The organism is Pseudomonas fluorescens, from assembly GCF_012974785.1.
GTDB lineage: Bacteria > Pseudomonadota > Gammaproteobacteria > Pseudomonadales > Pseudomonadaceae > Aquipseudomonas > Aquipseudomonas fluorescens_BT.
Window position 1 is genome coordinate 441,503 of the sequence record NZ_CP027561.1, and the last position, 18,112, is coordinate 459,614.

The 18,112-nt window shown below is 62.4% G+C and carries 14 protein-coding genes; 11 read left to right on the top strand and 3 right to left on the bottom strand.

Annotated elements, in window-relative coordinates; all coding sequences use genetic code 11:
* Position 1 precedes the first annotated feature (1 nt).
* On the bottom strand, positions 2–1,738 hold the full coding sequence (gene argS / locus C6Y56_RS01970; RefSeq protein WP_169428499.1) for an arginine--tRNA ligase: 1,737 nt from the start codon (positions 1,736–1,738) through the stop codon (positions 2–4).
* 142 nt (positions 1,739–1,880) lie between these two features.
* Positions 1,881–4,100 (bottom strand): primosomal protein N', encoded by a 2,220-nt coding sequence (locus C6Y56_RS01975; protein ID WP_169428500.1) that lies wholly within the window; start codon positions 4,098–4,100, stop codon positions 1,881–1,883.
* Positions 4,101–4,401: 301 nt separating this feature from the next.
* On the opposite strand from C6Y56_RS01975, the gene rpmE reads away from it, so the two are divergent.
* From rpmE to C6Y56_RS01990, 3 genes are all read left to right on the top strand, one after another.
* Positions 4,402–4,620: a 50S ribosomal protein L31 gene (gene rpmE / locus C6Y56_RS01980; RefSeq protein WP_007952398.1), complete on the top strand. Its 219-nt coding sequence runs from the start codon at positions 4,402–4,404 to the stop codon at positions 4,618–4,620.
* A gap of 41 nt (positions 4,621–4,661) precedes the next feature.
* Positions 4,662–5,444 carry a thermonuclease family protein gene (locus tag C6Y56_RS01985; RefSeq protein WP_169428501.1) on the top strand — a complete coding sequence of 261 codons (783 nt, stop codon included), beginning with the start codon at positions 4,662–4,664 and terminating at the stop codon, positions 5,442–5,444.
* A 184-nt stretch (positions 5,445–5,628) separates the two neighbouring features.
* Positions 5,629–6,897 (top strand): malic enzyme-like NAD(P)-binding protein, encoded by a 1,269-nt coding sequence (locus tag C6Y56_RS01990; RefSeq protein WP_169428502.1) that lies wholly within the window; start codon positions 5,629–5,631, stop codon positions 6,895–6,897.
* 238 nt (positions 6,898–7,135) lie between these two features.
* Here C6Y56_RS01990 and C6Y56_RS01995 read toward each other — a convergent pair whose 3' ends face one another.
* On the bottom strand, positions 7,136–9,580 hold the full coding sequence (locus tag C6Y56_RS01995; RefSeq protein ID WP_423815192.1) for a penicillin-binding protein 1A: 2,445 nt from the start codon (positions 9,578–9,580) through the stop codon (positions 7,136–7,138).
* Between the two features lie 219 nt (positions 9,581–9,799).
* Between C6Y56_RS01995 and C6Y56_RS02000 the strand changes: the two genes are divergently transcribed.
* The 8 genes from C6Y56_RS02000 (at position 9,800) to C6Y56_RS02035 (ending at position 18,035) form a co-directional block, all read left to right on the top strand.
* A complete protein-coding gene (locus tag C6Y56_RS02000; protein ID WP_169428504.1) occupies positions 9,800–10,864 on the top strand; it encodes a pilus assembly protein PilM in 1,065 nt (354 codons plus the stop codon).
* Positions 10,864–11,430, top strand: coding sequence for a PilN domain-containing protein (locus C6Y56_RS02005; protein ID WP_169428505.1), 567 nt, complete (start codon positions 10,864–10,866; stop codon positions 11,428–11,430). Before C6Y56_RS02000 ends, C6Y56_RS02005 begins: the two co-directional genes overlap by 1 nt.
* Positions 11,427–12,050, top strand: a complete 624-nt coding sequence (gene pilO / locus C6Y56_RS02010; protein WP_169428506.1) for a type 4a pilus biogenesis protein PilO — start codon at positions 11,427–11,429, stop codon at positions 12,048–12,050. The genes C6Y56_RS02005 and pilO overlap by 4 nt, the downstream gene beginning before the upstream one ends.
* A complete protein-coding gene (locus tag C6Y56_RS02015; RefSeq protein ID WP_169428507.1) occupies positions 12,047–12,571 on the top strand; it encodes a pilus assembly protein PilP in 525 nt (174 codons plus the stop codon). Before pilO ends, C6Y56_RS02015 begins: the two co-directional genes overlap by 4 nt.
* Before the next feature lie 13 nt (positions 12,572–12,584).
* Positions 12,585–14,663, top strand: coding sequence for a type IV pilus secretin PilQ (gene pilQ / locus C6Y56_RS02020; RefSeq protein WP_169428508.1), 2,079 nt, complete (start codon positions 12,585–12,587; stop codon positions 14,661–14,663).
* 4 nt (positions 14,664–14,667) lie between these two features.
* Entirely contained in the window at positions 14,668–15,186 is a 519-nt protein-coding gene (gene aroK / locus C6Y56_RS02025; protein ID WP_011332081.1) for a shikimate kinase AroK, read from the top strand.
* Positions 15,187–15,328: 142 nt separating this feature from the next.
* Entirely contained in the window at positions 15,329–16,429 is a 1,101-nt protein-coding gene (gene aroB, locus C6Y56_RS02030; RefSeq protein WP_169428509.1) for a 3-dehydroquinate synthase, read from the top strand.
* 10 nt (positions 16,430–16,439) lie between these two features.
* A complete protein-coding gene (locus C6Y56_RS02035) occupies positions 16,440–18,035 on the top strand; it encodes an AAA family ATPase (RefSeq protein ID WP_169428510.1) in 1,596 nt (531 codons plus the stop codon).
* Positions 18,036–18,112 lie beyond the last annotated feature (77 nt).

Consider the following 18,112-nt stretch of genomic DNA (forward strand, 5'->3'; position numbering starts at 1 on the left):
CTTACATACGCTCCAGGGTTTCCAGGCCGAGCAGTTCCAGGCCTTGCTTGAGGGTACGGCCGGTCAGCGCGGCAAGGCGCAGACGGCTTTGCATTTGTGCCGGGGTCTCGGCGGCGAGGATCGGGCAGTTCTCGTAGAAGCTGGAGAACAGGCCGGCCACGTCGTACAGGTAGGTGCACAGGGTGTGTGGCGTGCCCTTTTCCGCAACGTTGTTCAGCACTTCACCGAACTGCGCCAGTTTGGCCGCCAGTTCCTGTTCGTGCGCCGCTTCGAGGACGATCTGGCCGTCAACTTCGCTGAAATCCTTGCCCAGTTTGCGGAACACACCAGCCACACGAGTGTAGGCGTACAGCAGGTACGGCGCGGTGTTGCCTTCGAAGTTGAGCATCAGGTCGAAGTTGAAGCTGTAGTCGCTGGTGCGGTGCTTCGACAGGTCGGCGTATTTCACCGCGCCGATGCCCACGACTTTGGCGATGTTGCGCAGTTCGTCTTCCGCCAGTTCCGGATTCTTGTCTTTCACCAGGGTGTAAGCGCGTTCCTGAGCTTCAGTCAGCAGATCGATCAGCTTCACGGTGCCTCCGTCACGGGTCTTGAACGGACGGCCGTCGGCGCCGTTCATGGTGCCGAAGCCCATGTGTTCCATTTCCATCGGATGGGTCACGAAGCCGGCCTTGCGCGCCACGGCGAACACTTGCTGGAAGTGCAGGGCCTGACGCTGGTCGACGAAGTACAGCGCACGGTCGGCCTTCAGCTTGCCGCTGCGGTAGCGCACGGCCGCCAGGTCGGTGGTGGCGTACAGGTAGCCGCCGTCAGCCTTGACGATGATCACCGGCAGCGGCTCGCCTTCGGCGTTCTTGAATTCGTCGAGGAACACGCACTGGGCGCCGTTGCTTTCGACCAGCATGCCGGCGGCTTTCAGGTCGTTGACCACGTTGATCAGGTCGTCGTTGTAGGCGCTTTCGCCCATCACGTCGGCCATGGTCAGTTTGACGTTGAGCAGTTCGTAGATCTTCTGGCAGTGCGACAGCGAGATGTCCTTGAACTTGGTCCACAGTGCCAGACACTCGGCATCGCCGGCCTGCAGCTTGACCACCAGGCCACGGGCGCGGTCGGCGAATTCCGCTGACTCGTCGAAGCGTTGCTTGGCGGCGCGGTAGAAGTTTTCCAGGTCCGACAGCTCGTCGCTGGTGATCGGGTTTTCCTGCAGATAAGCCATCAGCATGCCGAACTGGGTGCCCCAGTCGCCGACGTGGTTCTGACGGATGACGGTGTCGCCGAGGAATTCGAGTACCCGCGCCACGCCGTCGCCAATGATGGTCGAGCGCAAGTGGCCGACGTGCATCTCTTTGGCCAGGTTCGGTGCCGACAGGTCGACCACGGTGCGTTGCGCCGGACCGGCCTTGCGCACGCCAACGTGATCGTCGGCCAGGGCGGCGTCGAGGCGCGAGGCCAGTGCTTGAGTGTTCTGGAAGAAGTTGATGAAACCGGGACCGGCGATTTCGGCCTTGGTGACGTTTTCGTCAGCCGGCAGGGCGGCGATGATTTTTTCCGCCAGATCACGCGGTTTCATGCCGGCAGGCTTGGCCAGCATCATCGCGATGTTGCTGGCGAAGTCGCCGTGGGTCTTGTCCCGGGCGTTTTCCACCTGGATCGCCGGCGTCAGGCCTTCAGGCAACACACCTTCGTTGACGAGTTGGGTGAGGGCTTGTTGGATCAGCTGGCGAATGGTGTCTTTCATGGTCTTCTCTTTCGACCGCAAGCGCGGCGGCGCATCGATGCGCGGGTGGAAAAACTGGGCATTATCCGTTGCGAAGACGGGCTTGCCAACCTTAGCAGGCAGGATGTGGATGTGTGGTGACAATTCGGCCGGTTTTGCCCGGTCAGTACAGATCCACCGGGTCGACATCCAGCGACCAGCGCACCGCCCGGCCGCTCGGCATCTGTTCCAGCGCCAGCAGCCAGCTCGCCAGCAATCGGTGCAGCGGCGCCCGGGCCGTGGCCTGCAACAGCAGCTGCGCGCGGAAGCGTCCGGCCCGGCGTTCCATCGGCGCCGGCACGGGGCCCAGCAATTCGATTCCGCTCAGGTTCTGTTCGGCCAGCAAACGCTCGGCCTCGCTGCAGGCTTCATCGAGAAAGCCTTCGGCCTGTCCCGGCTTGTGCGCTTCGGCGCGCAGCAGGGCGAGGTGGGCGAACGGCGGCAGGCCGGCGGCGCGGCGTTCGCTAAGGGCCTGCTCGGCGAAGGCGAAGTAACCCTGCTCGGTCAACTGCACCAATAAAGGATGGTCGGCCAGATGCGTCTGGATGATCACCTTGCCCGGTTCTTCCGCCCGCCCGGCACGGCCGGCGACCTGCACGATCAATTGCGCCATGCGCTCGCTGGCGCGGAAGTCGCCGGAAAACAGCCCGCCGTCGGCGTCGAGGATCGACACCAGGGTGACCCGGGGGAAGTGGTGACCCTTGGCCAACATCTGGGTGCCGACCAGAATGCATGGCTGGCCTTTCTGGATCGTGGCGAACAACTGGTTCATCGCGTCCTTGCGCGAGGTGCTGTCACGGTCGACGCGTAGCACCGGATAGTCCGGGAACAGAATCGCCAGCCGTTCCTCGGCCCGCTCGGTGCCGGCGCCCACCGGCCGCAGATCGACCTTGTTGCACTTCGGGCACTGGCGCGGCACGCGCTCGACGTAACCGCAGTGGTGGCAGCGCAGTTCGCCGTAACGCTGGTGCACGGTCATCCGCGCATCGCAACGCTGGCACTCGGACATCCAGCCGCAATCGTGACACAGCAGGGTCGGGGCAAACCCCCGGCGGTTGAGGAATACCAGCACCTGCTGGCCGGCGGCGAGGGTCTGGCCGATGGCTTGCTGCATCGGCCCGGAAATGCCGCTGTCCAGCGGACGGCTTTTCACATCCAGGCGCAGGAATCGTGGTTGCTTGGCACCGCCGGCCCGTTCGTTCAGGCGCAGGAGCCCGTAACGACCGGTGTAGGCGTTGTGCAGGCTTTCCAGCGATGGCGTCGCTGAGCCGAGCACGATCGGGATGTTTTCCTGCCGCGCCCGCACCAGCGCCAGATCCCGCGCGTGGTAACGCAGGCCCTCCTGCTGTTTATAAGAGCCGTCGTGTTCTTCGTCGATGATGATCAGCCCCGGATTTTTCATCGGGGTGAACAGCGCTGAACGAGTGCCGATAATAATGTCGGCCTCACCGTCACGGGCGGCGAGCCAGGCATCCAGACGATCACGATCGTTGACCGCCGAGTGCAGCAGGGCGATGCGCGCATTGAAACGTTGTTCGAAACGGGCGAGGGTCTGCGGGCCGAGGTTGATCTCCGGAATCAGCACCAGCGCCTGCTTGCCGGCCTCGAGGGTTTCGCGGATCAACTGCAAATAGACTTCGGTCTTGCCGCTGCCAGTGACCCCGGCGAGCAGGAACGCGTGATAACTGTCGAAACCGGCGCGAATCGCCTCGTACGCGGCGCGCTGTTCGCTGTTGAGCGGCAGCTCGGGCTGGGCCAGCCAGTGTTCATGGCGCGCGCCGGGAGCGTGGCGGCGCACTTCGACCTGCACCAGATTCTTGGCCAGCAGCAGGTCGAGGCTGTCCTTGCTCAGCATCAGTTTGCTCAGCAACTGATGGGCGACGCCGTGAGGGTGCTGGGCCAAAGTTGCCAAGGCTTCACGCTGGCGCGGGGCGCGGGCGATGCGCGGGTCATCGAGGCTGGCGCCGGGGGCGGCGGACCAGAAGCGTTCCTGGCGGGCCTCGGCCAGTTCGCCCTGACGCAACAGCACCGGCAACGCCCAGCTCAGAGTGTCGCCGAGGCTGTGCTGATAATACTGAGCCGTCCACAGGCACAGCTTGAACAGCGCCGGCGGCAGCGGTGCGGTGGCATCGAGCAGGGCCAGCGCCGGTTTGAGTTTTTCCACCGGCACTTCGCTGGTGTCAGTGACTTCCACCAGAATCCCGATCATCTCCCTCCGGCCAAACGGCACCCGCAGGCGCATGCCCGGTTGCAACTGCGAACGCAGCACGCCGGCCGGGGCCCGGTAGTCGAACAGGCGGCGCAGGGGCGAAGGCAGGGCGAGGCGCAGAATGGCGTCGGGCACGCGGGGGATTCTCTGTGAGCGGGCAGTAAGAAAGGCTGAGCGCGAACCCTGTGGGAGCGGGCTTGCCCGCGAAAGCGTCCTGACAGTCGATGAAGATGCCGACTTTATGCGACTCTTCGCGGGCAAGCCCGCTCCCACAGGTTTGCGCGCAGATGATCAGCATTTGGGGCGCGAGCCTAGCAGACGGTCGGTCTCAGTGACAGCTTGCGTGATCGGGATTGTCTGGTAGAATCCGCGGCCTAATTACGTGCGGTATTCAACAATCGTGTTGGATGGCGGCACGCCAGCTGAGGAAAACACCATGAAAGCCGATATCCACCCGAATTACCCAGAAGTTGCAGTAACTTGCAGCTGCGGCAACAAGTTCGAAACCCGTTCGACCTTCGGCAAAGCCCTGGCGATCGACGTTTGCAACGAGTGCCACCCGTTCTACACCGGTAAGCAGAAGACTCTGGACACCGGTGGTCGCGTTCAGAAGTTCGCCGACCGTTTCGGTGCTTTCGGCGCGAAAAAGGCCTAAGGCCCTTCATTCTGGAAAACCTCAGCGGCTTTTCCGGTCTGATGAAAAAGGCGTCCCTTGCGGGCGCCTTTTTTGTGTCCGCGATTTGGCTCTCCGCCGCCCAGGCCTTCTGCCCGGCGCCGTCCGGGCTGGACAGCGCCACCGTGCAGCGAGTGGTCGACGGCGACACCCTGCGCCTGAGCGACGGGCGCAATGTGCGGATGATCGGTCTCAATACGCCCGAACTCGGCAAGCAGGGCCGCAGCGACGAGCCGTTTGCGGTTGCCGCGCGCAAGCGTCTCGAAGCCCTGGTCGCCGAGAGCGACGGGCGGGTTGGCCTGCGACTCGGCGCCCAGCCCAAAGACCATTACGGCCGCACCCTGGCCCATGTTTTCAGCGCCAGGGGTGAGAACCTCGAAGCGCAGATGCTCGCCGATGGCCTCGGTTTCCAGGTCGCGGTGGCGCCGAATGTCGATCTGGTCGATTGCCAGCAAGCCGCCGAACGCCGCGCGCGAGAGGGCGGGCTTGGCCTGTGGAAGCGCTCACCTGTACTGAAAGCGGAGCAGATCGAGCGTTCGGGGTTCGCGCTGGTCAGCGGGCGTGTGAGCAAGGTTCAGCGCAATCGCGGCGGAATCTGGATCGAGTTGCAGGACAAGCTTGTACTGCGCGTTGCACCCAATCTGCTGGATCGTTTCGATGGTGCCTCTCTGCAAGCGTTGAAGGGCAAGCAGATCGAGGCCCGTGGCTGGGTGGTCGACCGTTCTCGGCGCGGTGGATTGAAATCTGGCCAGGCGCGCTGGCTGTTGCCGCTGACCGATCCTTCGATGCTCCAGCCGTCCCGCTGAAGAAAAAATTGTAGACATTTTTTCAGTCGATTGTGAACAGTCTAGCCCTTGTGCGCCGTGGCTCTTGGCCCAAAGTCGTAGGGCAGGGCGCTTGACAGGGGTGACCGGGCAGTCTTGTGGGGACTTTGCGAGGCGCGTATCCTCGCTGACCAGTCTGTCCAACAGTAAAAAGCGGAATGCCAAAATGTCTGATCTGAAAACTGCCGCTCTCGAATATCATGCCCATCCTCGTCCAGGGAAGCTGAGTGTCGAGCTCACCAAGGCCACTGCTACCGCCCGCGACCTGTCGCTGGCCTACAGCCCCGGCGTAGCTGAACCAGTGCGCGAGATCGCCCGCGATCCTGAACTGGCCTACAAGTACACCGGCAAGGGCAACCTGGTTGCAGTCATTTCCGATGGCACCGCGATTCTGGGCCTGGGTAACCTCGGCCCACTGGCTTCCAAGCCAGTGATGGAGGGTAAAGGTGTACTGTTCAAGCGCTTCGCCGGTATCGACGTATTCGACATCGAAGTCGATTCCGAAAGCCCGCAAGCCTTCATCGACACCGTAAAACGCATTTCCATCACGTTCGGCGGCATCAACCTGGAAGACATCAAGGCTCCGGAGTGCTTCGAGATCGAACGCGCCCTGATCGAGCAGTGCGACATTCCGGTGTTCCACGATGACCAGCACGGCACCGCGATCGTGACCGCTGCGGGCATGATCAACGCCCTGGAAATCGCTGGCAAAACCCTGGCCGACGCCAAGATCGTCTGCCTGGGCGCTGGCGCAGCCGCCATCTCCTGCATGAAGTTGCTGGTGAGCATGGGCGCCAAGGTCGAGAACATCTTCATGGTTGACCGTACCGGCGTGATCCACGCTGGCCGTGACGACCTGAACCAGTACAAGGCCGTGTTCGCTCATCCTACCGAGAAGCGCACCCTGGACGACGCCATCGAAGGCGCTGACGTATTCGTCGGCCTGTCGGGCCCGAACCTGCTGAGCGCCGAGCAACTCAAGCGCATGGCGGCCAACCCGATCGTCTTCGCCTGCTCCAACCCGGATCCGGAAATCTCCCCGGAACTGGCTCACGCCACCCGCAACGATGTGATCATGGCCACCGGCCGTTCGGACTACCCGAACCAGGTCAACAACGTGCTGGGCTTCCCGTTCATCTTCCGCGGTGCCCTGGACGTTCGCGCCAAGCGCATCAACGAAGAAATGAAGATCGCTGCCGCCAACGCCCTGCGCGAACTGGCCAAGCTGCCGGTCCCTCAGGAAGTGTGCGACGCCTACGGCGGCATCTCCCTGGAATTCGGTCGTGAGTACATCATTCCGAAGCCAATGGACAAGCGCCTGATCACCGTGATCTCCGACGCCGTGGCCAAGGCTGCGATCGAGACCGGCGTAGCAACCCTGCCGTATCCGAAGAACTACCCGCTGAAAAGCGTGGATGATGTGTTCAACGGCTAAGTCGTTGTAGTGCTTCAACCGAAAGCCCCGGCTCGCGAGAGTCGGGGCTTTTTTGTGCCTATGAATTCTGTGTTGTCGGCGAGGGCCTCTTCGCGAGCAGACCCGCTCCCACAGGTGAAATGCATTCCAATGTGGGAGCGGGCTTGCTCGCGAAGGGGTCAGTCCATGCAATACAAATCTGGCAGGCATAAAAAAGCCCCGCACTTCTCACGAAGGCGGGGCTTTTTGCGGATCAGGATCAGAACAGGTCGATCGGCGCCTGTTCATCCGCCGGCAGCGGGCTGCCCGGTGCCGTGCCGTTGCCGATCTCGTTGACCGACGGTGGAGTGTCCTCAGCCTTGAACAGCTCGAAGTAGGCGCCTGGCGTGCTCGGCGACGCTGCGCGGCCGCTGACCGGGTCCACCCGCAGACTGAGGATGCCTTCCGGTTCCGGCTGGACATGCGGCGGCTTGTCCTTGAGCGCTGCGCTCATGTAGTTCATCCAGATCGGCAGCGCCACGGTGCCGCCGAACTCCCGGCGACCGAGGCTTTCCGGCTGGTCGAAACCGGTCCAGACCGTGGTCACGTAATCGGCGTTGTAACCGGAGAACCATGCATCCTTGGATTCGTTGGTCGTACCGGTCTTGCCGGCGATGTCGCTGCGGCCCATGGCCAGTGCGCGACGACCGGTGCCGAGCTTGATCACGTCCTGCAACATGCTGTTGAGGATGTAAGTGGTGCGGCCATCGACGATGCGCTCGGCGACTGCCGGCGCTTGTGGCACCGCTGCAGCGCCCGGCGCTTCGCCCGGCACCGGTGCGGCGTTGACGGTGAACGACTGGCTGGCCGGCGCCGCGATGCCGTCAGTGGCCGAGGCGCCTTGTGGCACGGTCGGCGGATTGGCGACGAACAGCGTGTCGCCATTGCGGCTTTCGATTTTGTCGATGATGTACGGGGTGATCTTGTAACCGCCGTTGGCAAAGGTGCTCCAGCCGGTGGCGATTTCCATCGGTGTCAGGGTCGCGGTGCCCAGTGCCAGGGACAGGTTTGGCGGCAGGTCCTGCTTGTTGAAGCCGAAGCGGGTGATGTAGTCGATGGTCTTGCCCACGCCCATGGCTTGCAGCAGGCGGATCGAAACCAGGTTGCGCGACTTGTACAGCGCTTCACGCAGGCGGATCGGGCCGAGGAAGGTGTTGGTGTCGTTCTTCGGGCGCCAGACCTTGTCCAGGTACTCGTCGACGAACACGATCGGCGCGTCGTTGACCAGCGTGGCAGCGGTGTAGCCGTTATCCAGCGCGGCACTGTAAACGAATGGCTTGAAGCTCGAACCCGGCTGACGCTTGGCCTGCATGGCACGGTTGTAGTTGCTCTGCTCGAAGGCGAAACCGCCGACCAGCGAGCGGATCGCGCCGTTCTGCGGGTCCAGCGATACCAGCGCGCCCTGGGCCTGCGGAATCTGGCTGAACTTCAGCGAATTGTTCGGCTGGCGCTGCACGCGCACCAGATCGCCGACCTGCGCCACATCCGATGGCTGACGCGGAGCTGCGCCCATGCTGTTGGTATTGAGGAACGGGCGGGCCCACTTCATGGTGTCCCAGGCAACGTGTTCTTCACCGGTGCGGGTCAGCACCTGCAGGCCGTTCTTGTCGACCTGGGTGACGATGGCCGGCTCCAGGCTGCTGATGGTGCGTTGCTTGGTCAGCTCGGTGGCCCAGGCTTCGCGGGTCTTGCCCGGCAGGCGCGATTCAGGGCCACGGTAGCCATGACGCTGATCGTAGGTCATCAGGCCTTCGTGCAGCGCGGTGTTGGCCATTTCCTGCAGATTGCTCGGCACCGTGGTGGTGACGCGGAAACCTTCGGTATAGGCGTCGCTGCCGTAGCGGCCGACCATTTCCGCACGGGCCATCTCGGCGATGTACGGCGCGTTCACTTCCGGGGTCGGCACGTGGTAGCTGGCGTTCAGTGGCTCGTTGATCGCGGCGGTGTAGTCGGCCTCGGTGATCTTGCCGAGCTTGTACATGCGCCCGAGGATCCAGTCGCGACGCTCCTTGCTGCGCGCCGGGTTGGCCAGCGGGTTGAAGCGCGACGGGGCTTTCGGCAGGCCGGCGATCATCGCCATCTGCGCCAGGCTGACTTCGCGGATCGACTTGCCGTAATACACCTGCGCCGCTGCTTCGATGCCGTAGGCGCGGTTGCCCAGATAGATCTTGTTCACGTACAGCTCAAGGATCTCGTCCTTGGTCAGCTGGCGTTCGATCTGCAGGGCCAGGAGGATTTCCGTGGTCTTGCGCGAGAAGCTGCGTTCGCTGGTCAGGAAGAAGTTCTTCGCCACCTGCATGGTGATGGTGCTGCCGCCTGACTGGATGTGCCCGCTCTTGACCAGTTGGGTCGCGGCACGCATCAGGCTGCTCGGATCGACGCCATAGTGGTTGGCGAAGTTGTCGTCTTCAGCACTTAGTAACGCATTGATGAAATTGGGGGGAATGTCGGCGAAACGGATCGGTGTGCGGCGCATTTCGCCAAATTCTGCGATCAACTTGTTGTCGCTGCTGTACACCCGGAGCGGAATCTGCAACTGAATGCTTCTCAGCGCCTCCACAGATGGCAAACCCGGACTAAGGTAAAGAAACGCGCCACTGAGAACTAAAAGCAGTCCGCAGAAAACGGCGACGATGGACCAACCGAAGAATTTCAGCAGACGAATCAAGGCTTTTGGACATCCAGGGCAAAGAATGAATTGGGCGACAGGGTTCCGGGAACACACAGAACGGCCCGCGCCGGCAGTAAAAAGCGGAAAAAATCGCTGGGCATTATAAGCACTTTTCCGCTGGGGGCGTCATTTGCGCTTCTGTCAAGACGGGGCGAGGGAACGCAATGCGCATTACAGAGTCCGTAACTCACGGAAAGTCATAGGGAATTGGTAGTGCTAGGACTCTTCAATAAAAAGACCAATACGTTGCTGGGGATCGATATCAGCTCCACTTCGGTGAAGCTGCTGGAGCTGAGCCGTCAGGGCGAGCGCTACCGGGTCGAGGCGTACGCGGTGGAGCCGTTGCCGGCCAATGCCGTGGTCGAAAAGAACATCGCCGAACTCGAAGGCGTCGGGCACGCCCTGTCCCGGGTGCTGGTCAAGGCCCGCACCGGGCTGAAAACCGTCGCAGTGGCGGTAGCCGGTTCTGCCGTGATCACCAAGGTCATCGAGATGGACGCCGGCTTGTCCGAGGACGAGCTGGAAAACCAGCTCAAGATCGAAGCCGACCAGTACATTCCCTATCCGCTGGACGAAGTCGCCATCGATTTTGAAGTCCAGGGCATTTCGCCGCGCAACCCCGAGCGCGTCAACGTGCTGCTGGCCGCCTGTCGCAAGGAAAACGTCGAAGTCCGTGAGGCGGCCCTGGCCCTTGCCGGCTTGACTGCGCGGGTGGTAGACGTCGAGGCCTATGCGCTGGAACGCTCCTTCGGCCTGCTGGCCACGCAACTGGCGGCCTCCCAGGAGCGCCTGACGGTCGCGGTGGTCGACATCGGCGCGACCATGACCACCCTCAGCGTCCTGCATAACGGGCGGATCATCTATACCCGGGAGCAACTGTTCGGCGGTCGCCAGCTGACCGAGGAAATCCAGCGCCGCTATGGCCTGACCCTCGAGCAGGCCGGGCTGGCCAAGAAGCAGGGCGGGCTGCCGGACGATTACGTCAGCGAAGTCCTGCAACCGTTTCGCGAGGCGCTGGTACAGCAGGTTTCACGTTCACTGCAGTTCTTCTTCGCCTCCGGCCAGTACAACGCGGTCGATCACATTCTGCTGGCCGGCGGCACGGCCTCGGTGCCGGGGCTGGACCGGCTGATCGAAGAGCGACTGGGCACACCGACCCAGGTCGCCAATCCGTTTTCCGACATGTCCTTGAGCAACAAGGTCAACGCCGGAGCCCTGGCGAGTGACGCGCCGGCCCTGATGATTGCCTGCGGGCTCGCGCTCAGGAGTTTCGACTGATGGCGCGGATCAACCTTCTCCCCTGGCGCGAGGAGCGCCGCGAAGAACGGCGCAAACGCTTCCTGCTGGCCCTGACCGGCGTGGTGGTCGGTTCCGTCGGCGCGCTGTTCATTGCCGCGCAGGTTTTCAGCACCGCCATCGAGCATCAACGGGCGCGTAACGATTACATCGGCAAGCAGATCGCTGTAGTTGATGAGCGCATCAAGCAGATCAGTGAGCTCAAGGCACGTCGCCAGCAACTGGTGGAGCGCATGCGCATCATCCAGGACCTGCAGGGCAACCGGCAGGTCAGCGGGCGGATCTTCGATCAACTGGCGCGGACCCTTCCCGACGGCGTCTATTTCACCAGCGTGAAGATGGTCGGCAAGACACTGTCGATCAGTGGTGCAGCGGAGTCGAACAATCGGGTGTCCGACCTGATGCGCAATCTCGAAGCGTCCGACTGGTTCGATGCCCCGACCCTGAACGAAGTCAAGGCAACCACGGCGGGGCAGCTGGATCAGGCCAACATGTTCCAGTTGACTGTGCATCAGACCCGGCCGAAGAACCTGGAGGACGAGCCATGAAACCGTCCGAATGGCTGGCCAGCCTGCGCAGTATCGACTTCAACGAGCTGGATACCGGCAACATCGGCTCGTGGCCACCGGCAGTAAAAGGCCTGGCCGGAGTGCTGCTGATGATTCTGGTACTGGCGCTGGGCTACAACTTTTTCGTCAGCGACATGGAAAGCGAGCTCGAAACCAAACGTGCGGAAGAAGCCACGCTCAAGGAGCAGTTCTCCAGCAAGGCGCACATGGCGGCCAATCTGGAGCTGTACACCCAGCAGATGAAGGAGATGGAAAACTCGTTCGGCGTGTTGCTGCGGCAATTGCCCAGCGATACCGAAGTGCCCGGGTTGCTGGAGGACATCACGCGCACCGGACTGGGAAGTGGCCTTGAGTTCGAAGAGATCAAGCTGTTGCCGGAAGTAACGCAGCAGTTCTACATCGAATTGCCGATCCAGATCACCGTCACGGGCGCCTATCACGACCTCGCCACATTCGTCAGCGGCGTGGCCGGATTGCCGCGAATCGTGACCCTGCACGACTTCGAGCTGGCGCCGGCCAACCCGGAAGGCGGGACGAAGCTGCGCATGAGCATCCTCGCCAAGACGTACCGCTATAACGACAAGGGGCTGCAAAAATGAGCCCGATCCGTTTTCTTCTGTTGTCGGCATTGATGCTGGGGCTGAGCGGTTGCGGCGGCACCGACTTCGGCGATCTCGACGCCTACATGAATGAAGTGCGTCTGCGACCACCGGGCAGGATCGAGCCGACGCCAACCTTTCGTTCCTACCCGACGTTCACCTACAGCGCCGCGAACCTGCGCAGCCCGTTCTCGCGTCAGGTGCGGGTGGATCTGGCCGGGCAGCAGCACGGCTCGCGCAACGTCAAACCGGATCCGAACCGGATCAAGCAATACCTCGAAGGTTTCAACATCGAGCAGTTCGAGATGGTCGGCACGATTTCCAATGCCTCCGGTTCCTTTGCGCTGCTGCGCGGGGCGGGCGGAGTGCACCGGCTGAAGGTCGGCGATTACCTGGGGCGCAACGACGGGCGCATCGTCGCGATCAGCGCCTCCCAGGTCGATGTGGTCGAAATCGTTCCCGACGGCGAAGGCGCCTGGCTGGAGCGGCCGCGCACCATTCCTTTGAAAGAGCACTCATAGTGGAAGTCGAACAATGAACAGGATTTTCTCCACCCTCGGTTTTTCGCTATGGATAGCGCTGCTTTCACCGATGGTTCAAGCGGCCAACCTGAAGACGCTGGATGTTGCCGCGCTGCCGGGTGATCGCGTCGAGCTGAAGCTGTCGTTCGACGGCCCGCCGCCGCAGCCCAAGGGTTACACCACCGACTCGCCGGCGCGCATCGCCCTCGACCTGCCGGGAGTAGCCAGCCAGCTCGCGACCAAGACCCGCGACCTCGGTAGCGGCAATGCGCGCTCTGCCACGGTGGTCGAGGCCAATGACCGCACCCGGTTGATCATCAATCTGACGCAACTGGCGCCGTATGACGCCCGGGTGGAGGGCAACACGCTGTTCGTGGTGGTCGGGCAAGGCACCAAGGCCACCGCGCCGCGACCTGCCGCCAAGACACCGCGCTCCACGCCGGTGGCAGCGCCGGCGCGGACTTACGCACCCGTCGCCAGGGCCATTCGTGGTGTGGACTTCCAGCGCGGCACGGCGGGTGAGGGCAATGTGGTCATCGACCTGTCCGACCCGACCATCGCGCCGGACATCCAGGAACACGACGGCAAAATCATCCTCAACTTTGCCCGCACCCAATTGCCAGAGCCATTGCGGGTGCGTCTCGACGTCAAGGATTTCGCCACCCCGGTGCAGTTCGTCAATGCCGGCGTCAGTGGGGATCGGGCGACCATTACCGTTGAGCCCGGCGGCACGTTCGACTATTCCACCTACCAGACCGACAACAAGCTGACCGTGAGCATCCGGCCGCTGACGATCGACGACCTGCAAAAACGCAATGCCGACCGCAACAGCTACAGCGGCGAGAAACTGTCCCTCAACTTTCAGGACATCGACGTGCGTTCGGTGCTGCAACTGATCGCCGACTTCACCAATCTCAATCTGGTGGCCAGCGACACAGTGCAGGGCGGAATCACCTTGCGCCTGCAAAACGTGCCGTGGGATCAGGCGCTGGATCTGGTGCTCAAGACCAAAGGCCTGGACAAGCGCAAGGTCGGCAACGTGTTGCTGGTCGCGCCGGCGGATGAAATCGCCGCCCGCGAACGGCAGGAGCTGGAGTCGCAGAAGCAGATCGCCGAGCTGGCGCCACTGCGTCGTGAACTGCTGCAAGTGAACTACGCCAAGGCGGCGGACATCGCCAAGCTGTTCCAGTCGGTCACCAGTGCTGAGGCCAAGGTCGACGAACGGGGTTCGATCACCGTCGACGAGCGCACCAACAACATCATCGCCTACCAGACCCAGGATCGGCTCGATGAACTGCGGCGGATCGTGGCGCAGCTGGATATTCCGGTGCGTCAGGTGATGATCGAGGCGCGGATCGTCGAGGCCAACGTCGATTACGACAAGAGCCTGGGCGTGCGCTGGGGCGGATCGATCCAGAACAAGGGCAACTGGAACACTTCCGGGGTCAGCAACGGTTCGTCGACCACCATCGGCACGCCGGGGAGCACCAGCACCAACTCGCCGTTCGTCGACATGGGCACGGTCAACAACACGTCCGGGATCGGCATTGCGTTCATCACCGACAACGTCTTGCTGGACCTTGAGCTGACGGCGATGGAAAAGACCGGCAACGGCGAAATCGTCTCGCAGCCCAAGGTGGTCACCTCGGACAAAGAGACCGCGAAGATCCTCAAGGGCACCGAGATTCCGTATCAGGAAGCCAGTTCCAGCGGCGCTACGTCGGTGTCGTTCAAGGAGGCCTCGCTGTCGCTGGAGGTCACGCCGCAGATCACCCCGGACAACCGCATCATCATGGAGGTCAAGGTCACCAAGGACGAACCGGACTACCTGAACAAAGTGCAGGATGTACCACCGATCAAGAAAAACGAGGTCAATGCCAAGGTGCTGGTGAACGACGGCGAGACCATCGTGATCGGGGGCGTTTTCTCAAATACTCAAAGCAAGGTCGTAGATAAGGTGCCATTTCTTGGCGATGTGCCGTATCTTGGCCGCCTTTTCCGGCGTGATGTGGTTTCGGAGAAAAAATCCGAGCTGCTGGTATTCCTCACTCCGCGTATCATGAATAACCAGGCGATTGCTGTGAGTCGTTGATTCTGTGCGAAATTTGATTCTTGTAGGACCGATGGGGGCTGGAAAAAGCACCATCGGCCGATTACTGGCCAAAGAGCTGCGCCTGCCGTTCAAGGATTCCGACAAGGAAATTGAGCTGCGTACGGGCGCCAATATCCCGTGGATCTTCGACAAGGAAGGCGAGCCCGGTTTTCGTGATCGTGAGCAGGCGATGATCGCCGAGCTGTGCGCGTTCGACGGCGTGGTGCTGGCGACGGGCGGCGGCGCGGTGATGCGTGACGCCAATCGCAAGGCCCTGCACGAGGGCGGGCGGGTGGTGTATCTGCACGCCTCCGTCGAACAGCAGGTCGGCCGCACCTCCCGCGACCGCAATCGCCCGCTGTTGCGCACGGCCAATCCCGAGAAAACCCTGCGCGACCTGCTGGCGATTCGTGATCCGCTGTATCGGGAAATCGCCGATCTGGTGGTGGAAACCGACGAGCGGCCGCCACGCATGGTGGTGCTCGACATTCTTGACCGCCTGGCGCAACTTCCGCCCCGTTAAAGCGCCGCCCGAAATGCGCTATCCTCGGCGTCCTGTCGAGGGTTGTGGCGGATCGCACGCAAGCGGCGTCACATCACTCAAGACCGGGGACATCCGATAATTCAAGGCAGGACGCCTGCTTCCATCTTCACTGTGGGGACACATGCAGACACTCAAGGTCGATCTAGGCGAGCGCAGCTACCCGATTCATATTGGCGAAGGCCTGTTGGATCAGCCTGAACTGCTGGCTCCGCATATCCATGGGCGGCAGGTGGCGATCATCTCCAACGAGACCGTTGCGCCGCTCTATCTCGAGCGTCTGACCCGCAGCCTGGCGCAGTACTCGGTAATTTCCGTGGTGCTGCCAGACGGCGAAGCCTTCAAGAACTGGGAAACCCTGCAACTGATCTTCGACGGCCTGCTGACCGCCCGTCATGACCGTCGCACCACGGTGATCGCCCTCGGTGGCGGTGTGATCGGCGACATGGCCGGTTTTGCAGCCGCCTGCTACCAGCGCGGCGTCGATTTCATCCAGATTCCTACCACGCTGCTGTCCCAGGTCGATTCGTCGGTGGGCGGCAAGACCGGCATCAACCATCCGCTGGGCAAGAACATGGTCGGCGCCTTCTACCAGCCGAACGTGGTGCTGATCGATACGGCCTCCCTGAAAACCCTGCCAGCGCGTGAACTGTCGGCCGGCCTGGCGGAAGTCATCAAGTACGGCCTGATCTGCGACGAGCCGTTCCTGACCTGGCTCGAAGACAACGTCGACGCCCTGCGTGCACTGGATCAGAAGGCCCTGACCTATGCCATCGAGCGTTCCTGCGCCGCCAAGGCGGCGGTGGTCGGCGCCGATGAGAAAGAAACCGGTGTGCGCGCCACGCTCAATCTTGGCCACACCTTTGGCCACGCCATCGAGACCCACATGGGCTATGGTGTCTGGTTGCACGGTGAAGCGGTCGCTGCTGGCACGGTAATGGCGATGGAAATGTCCGCGCGCCTTGGCTGGATCAGCGAGCAGGAGCGTGATCGCGGCATCCGACTGTTCCAGCGGGCCGGTCTGCCGGTGATTCCGCCGGAAGAGATGACCGAGGCCGATTTTCTCGAACACATGGCAATTGACAAAAAAGTGATCGACGGTCGTTTGCGCCTGGTGCTGCTGCGCCGGATGGGCGAAGCGGTGGTGACCGACGATTATCCGAAAGAGGTTCTACAGGCCACGCTGGGAGCGGATTACCGCGCTCTGGCTCAGCTTAAAGGTTAATAAGATTCCGATGACTAGTTTGCATGCCGACGAGGCGTTCCTCGGCCATTTCCAGTTAAGTCACGACCCTTTCGCACCACGGGTCCCGGGCTTCAAATTCTTCCCGGCCCAGCGCAAACCGGTGCTGGGTCAACTGCACCACCTGGCGCGTTACAGCCAGTTGCTGCTGGTGGTCACCGGCCCTCAGGGCAGCGGCAAGACGTTGCTGCGCCAGGCTTTGGTGGCCAGCACCAACAAGCAGTCGGTTCAAAGTGTTGTCGTCTCCGCTCGTGGCGCCGGCGATGCGGCCGGTGTGCTGCGTCAGGTTGCTCAGGGGCTGGATGTCGCCCAGGCCGAGGTCGGGGCGATCCTCGATCAGGTCGTACAGCTGGCGCTGACTGGTCAGGAGGTCTATCTGCTGGTGGATGACGCCGAACAGCTCGACGAATCCGCGCTCGAAGCCCTGATGGCTTTGGGGGCCGGCGCGCCGGAAGGCCGTCCGCACGTGTTCCTGTTCGGTGAGTCGTCGCTGATTGCACAGCTTGAGGCGCTGCACCTTGAGGAAGAGCGTTTCCACGTCATCGAATTGCAGCCGTACACCGAAGAAGAAACCCGCGAATATCTCGACCAGCGGCTCGAAGGCGCCGGCCGGGGCGTCGAACTTTTCACCGCGGATCAGATCTCTGATATTCACGAAAGCTCCGAGGGTTGGCCCGGCAACATCAACCAGGTCGCTCGCGATGCACTGATCGAAGTCATGATTGCCAGCCGCTCTGCGGTGAAGCGTCCAAGTATGGGGTTCAACATGCCGAAGAAACACGTATTGGCGATTTCCGCCGTTGTCGTGGTGGCGGTCGCTGCCGCCTGGCTGATGCCCGGTCGCAACAAGGCGCCGACCACCGGCACACCGGCCAATGAACAGGCACAACTGCCACTGGGTCAGGGTGGTGCGCCGAACGTGGAGTTCGCCGGTAACACCCAGCCGATGCCCTTGCCGCTGGTCGGCAATTCGCAGCCGGTCATGCGCAAGCCCTTGGCCGAAGCGGCCGGCGGGATCACCGAAGGTGACGACGGTGTGCCGCTGGAAGGTTCCAGCAATACGCCGCCAACCGTGACCACTTCTGCGCCGCCGGTCGGTGTGCCGGCCGGTCCTGCACCGACGCCGGTTCCTGTCCCTGTCCCTGCGGCCAAACCGACACCGGCTCCGACCCAGGTGGCTACCGCCAAGCCAGCACCTGCTCCGGTGGCCAAGCCGGCCCCGGCGCCTGCCAAGCCTGCGGCAGCGGCCAAACCGGCCGAGAAAGCCGCCGAGAAGCCGGTTGCCGTCGCCAAAGCCGCCGGCGGTAGCTGGTATGCAGGTCAAGCACCGGGCAACTACGTGGTGCAGATCCTCGGCACCAGCTCTGAAGCCGCCGCGCAAAACTTCGTCAAGGAGCAGGGCGGCGAGTACCGCTATTTCAAGAAAGTCCTCAACGGCAAGCCGCTCTACGTGATCACCTATGGCAGCTTCGCCAATCGTGATGCGGCCGTTTCTGCCATCAAGGCCTTGCCAGCGAAGGTTCAGGCTGGTAAACCTTGGCCTCGCACTGTCGCCAGCGTCCAACAGGAACTGGCAACAACTCGCTGAAGATTCGGCGGCCTTACCCAGGCCGCCTCTCCAAGCACCTCAAAATTTCTACAAGTGCGCGCCGCCCTTACGGGCCG

Excerpts from the sequence above, each read along its gene's own strand:
- argS (WP_169428499.1), bottom strand. The coding sequence starts at position 1,738 with ATGAAAGACACCATTCGCCAGCTGATCCAACAAGCCCTCACCCAACTC.
- pilO (WP_169428506.1), top strand. The coding sequence starts at position 11,427 with ATGAAACCGTCCGAATGGCTGGCCAGCCTGCGCAGTATCGACTTCAAC.
- aroB (WP_169428509.1), top strand. The coding sequence starts at position 15,329 with ATGCAGACACTCAAGGTCGATCTAGGCGAGCGCAGCTACCCGATTCAT.
- C6Y56_RS02015 (WP_169428507.1), top strand. The coding sequence starts at position 12,047 with ATGAGCCCGATCCGTTTTCTTCTGTTGTCGGCATTGATGCTGGGGCTG.
- C6Y56_RS01985 (WP_169428501.1), top strand. The coding sequence starts at position 4,662 with ATGAAAAAGGCGTCCCTTGCGGGCGCCTTTTTTGTGTCCGCGATTTGG.
- C6Y56_RS01990 (WP_169428502.1), top strand. The coding sequence starts at position 5,629 with ATGTCTGATCTGAAAACTGCCGCTCTCGAATATCATGCCCATCCTCGT.
- C6Y56_RS02005 (WP_169428505.1), top strand. The coding sequence starts at position 10,864 with ATGGCGCGGATCAACCTTCTCCCCTGGCGCGAGGAGCGCCGCGAAGAA.
- pilQ (WP_169428508.1), top strand. The coding sequence starts at position 12,585 with ATGAACAGGATTTTCTCCACCCTCGGTTTTTCGCTATGGATAGCGCTG.
- rpmE (WP_007952398.1), top strand. The coding sequence starts at position 4,402 with ATGAAAGCCGATATCCACCCGAATTACCCAGAAGTTGCAGTAACTTGC.
- C6Y56_RS02035 (WP_169428510.1), top strand. The coding sequence starts at position 16,440 with ATGACTAGTTTGCATGCCGACGAGGCGTTCCTCGGCCATTTCCAGTTA.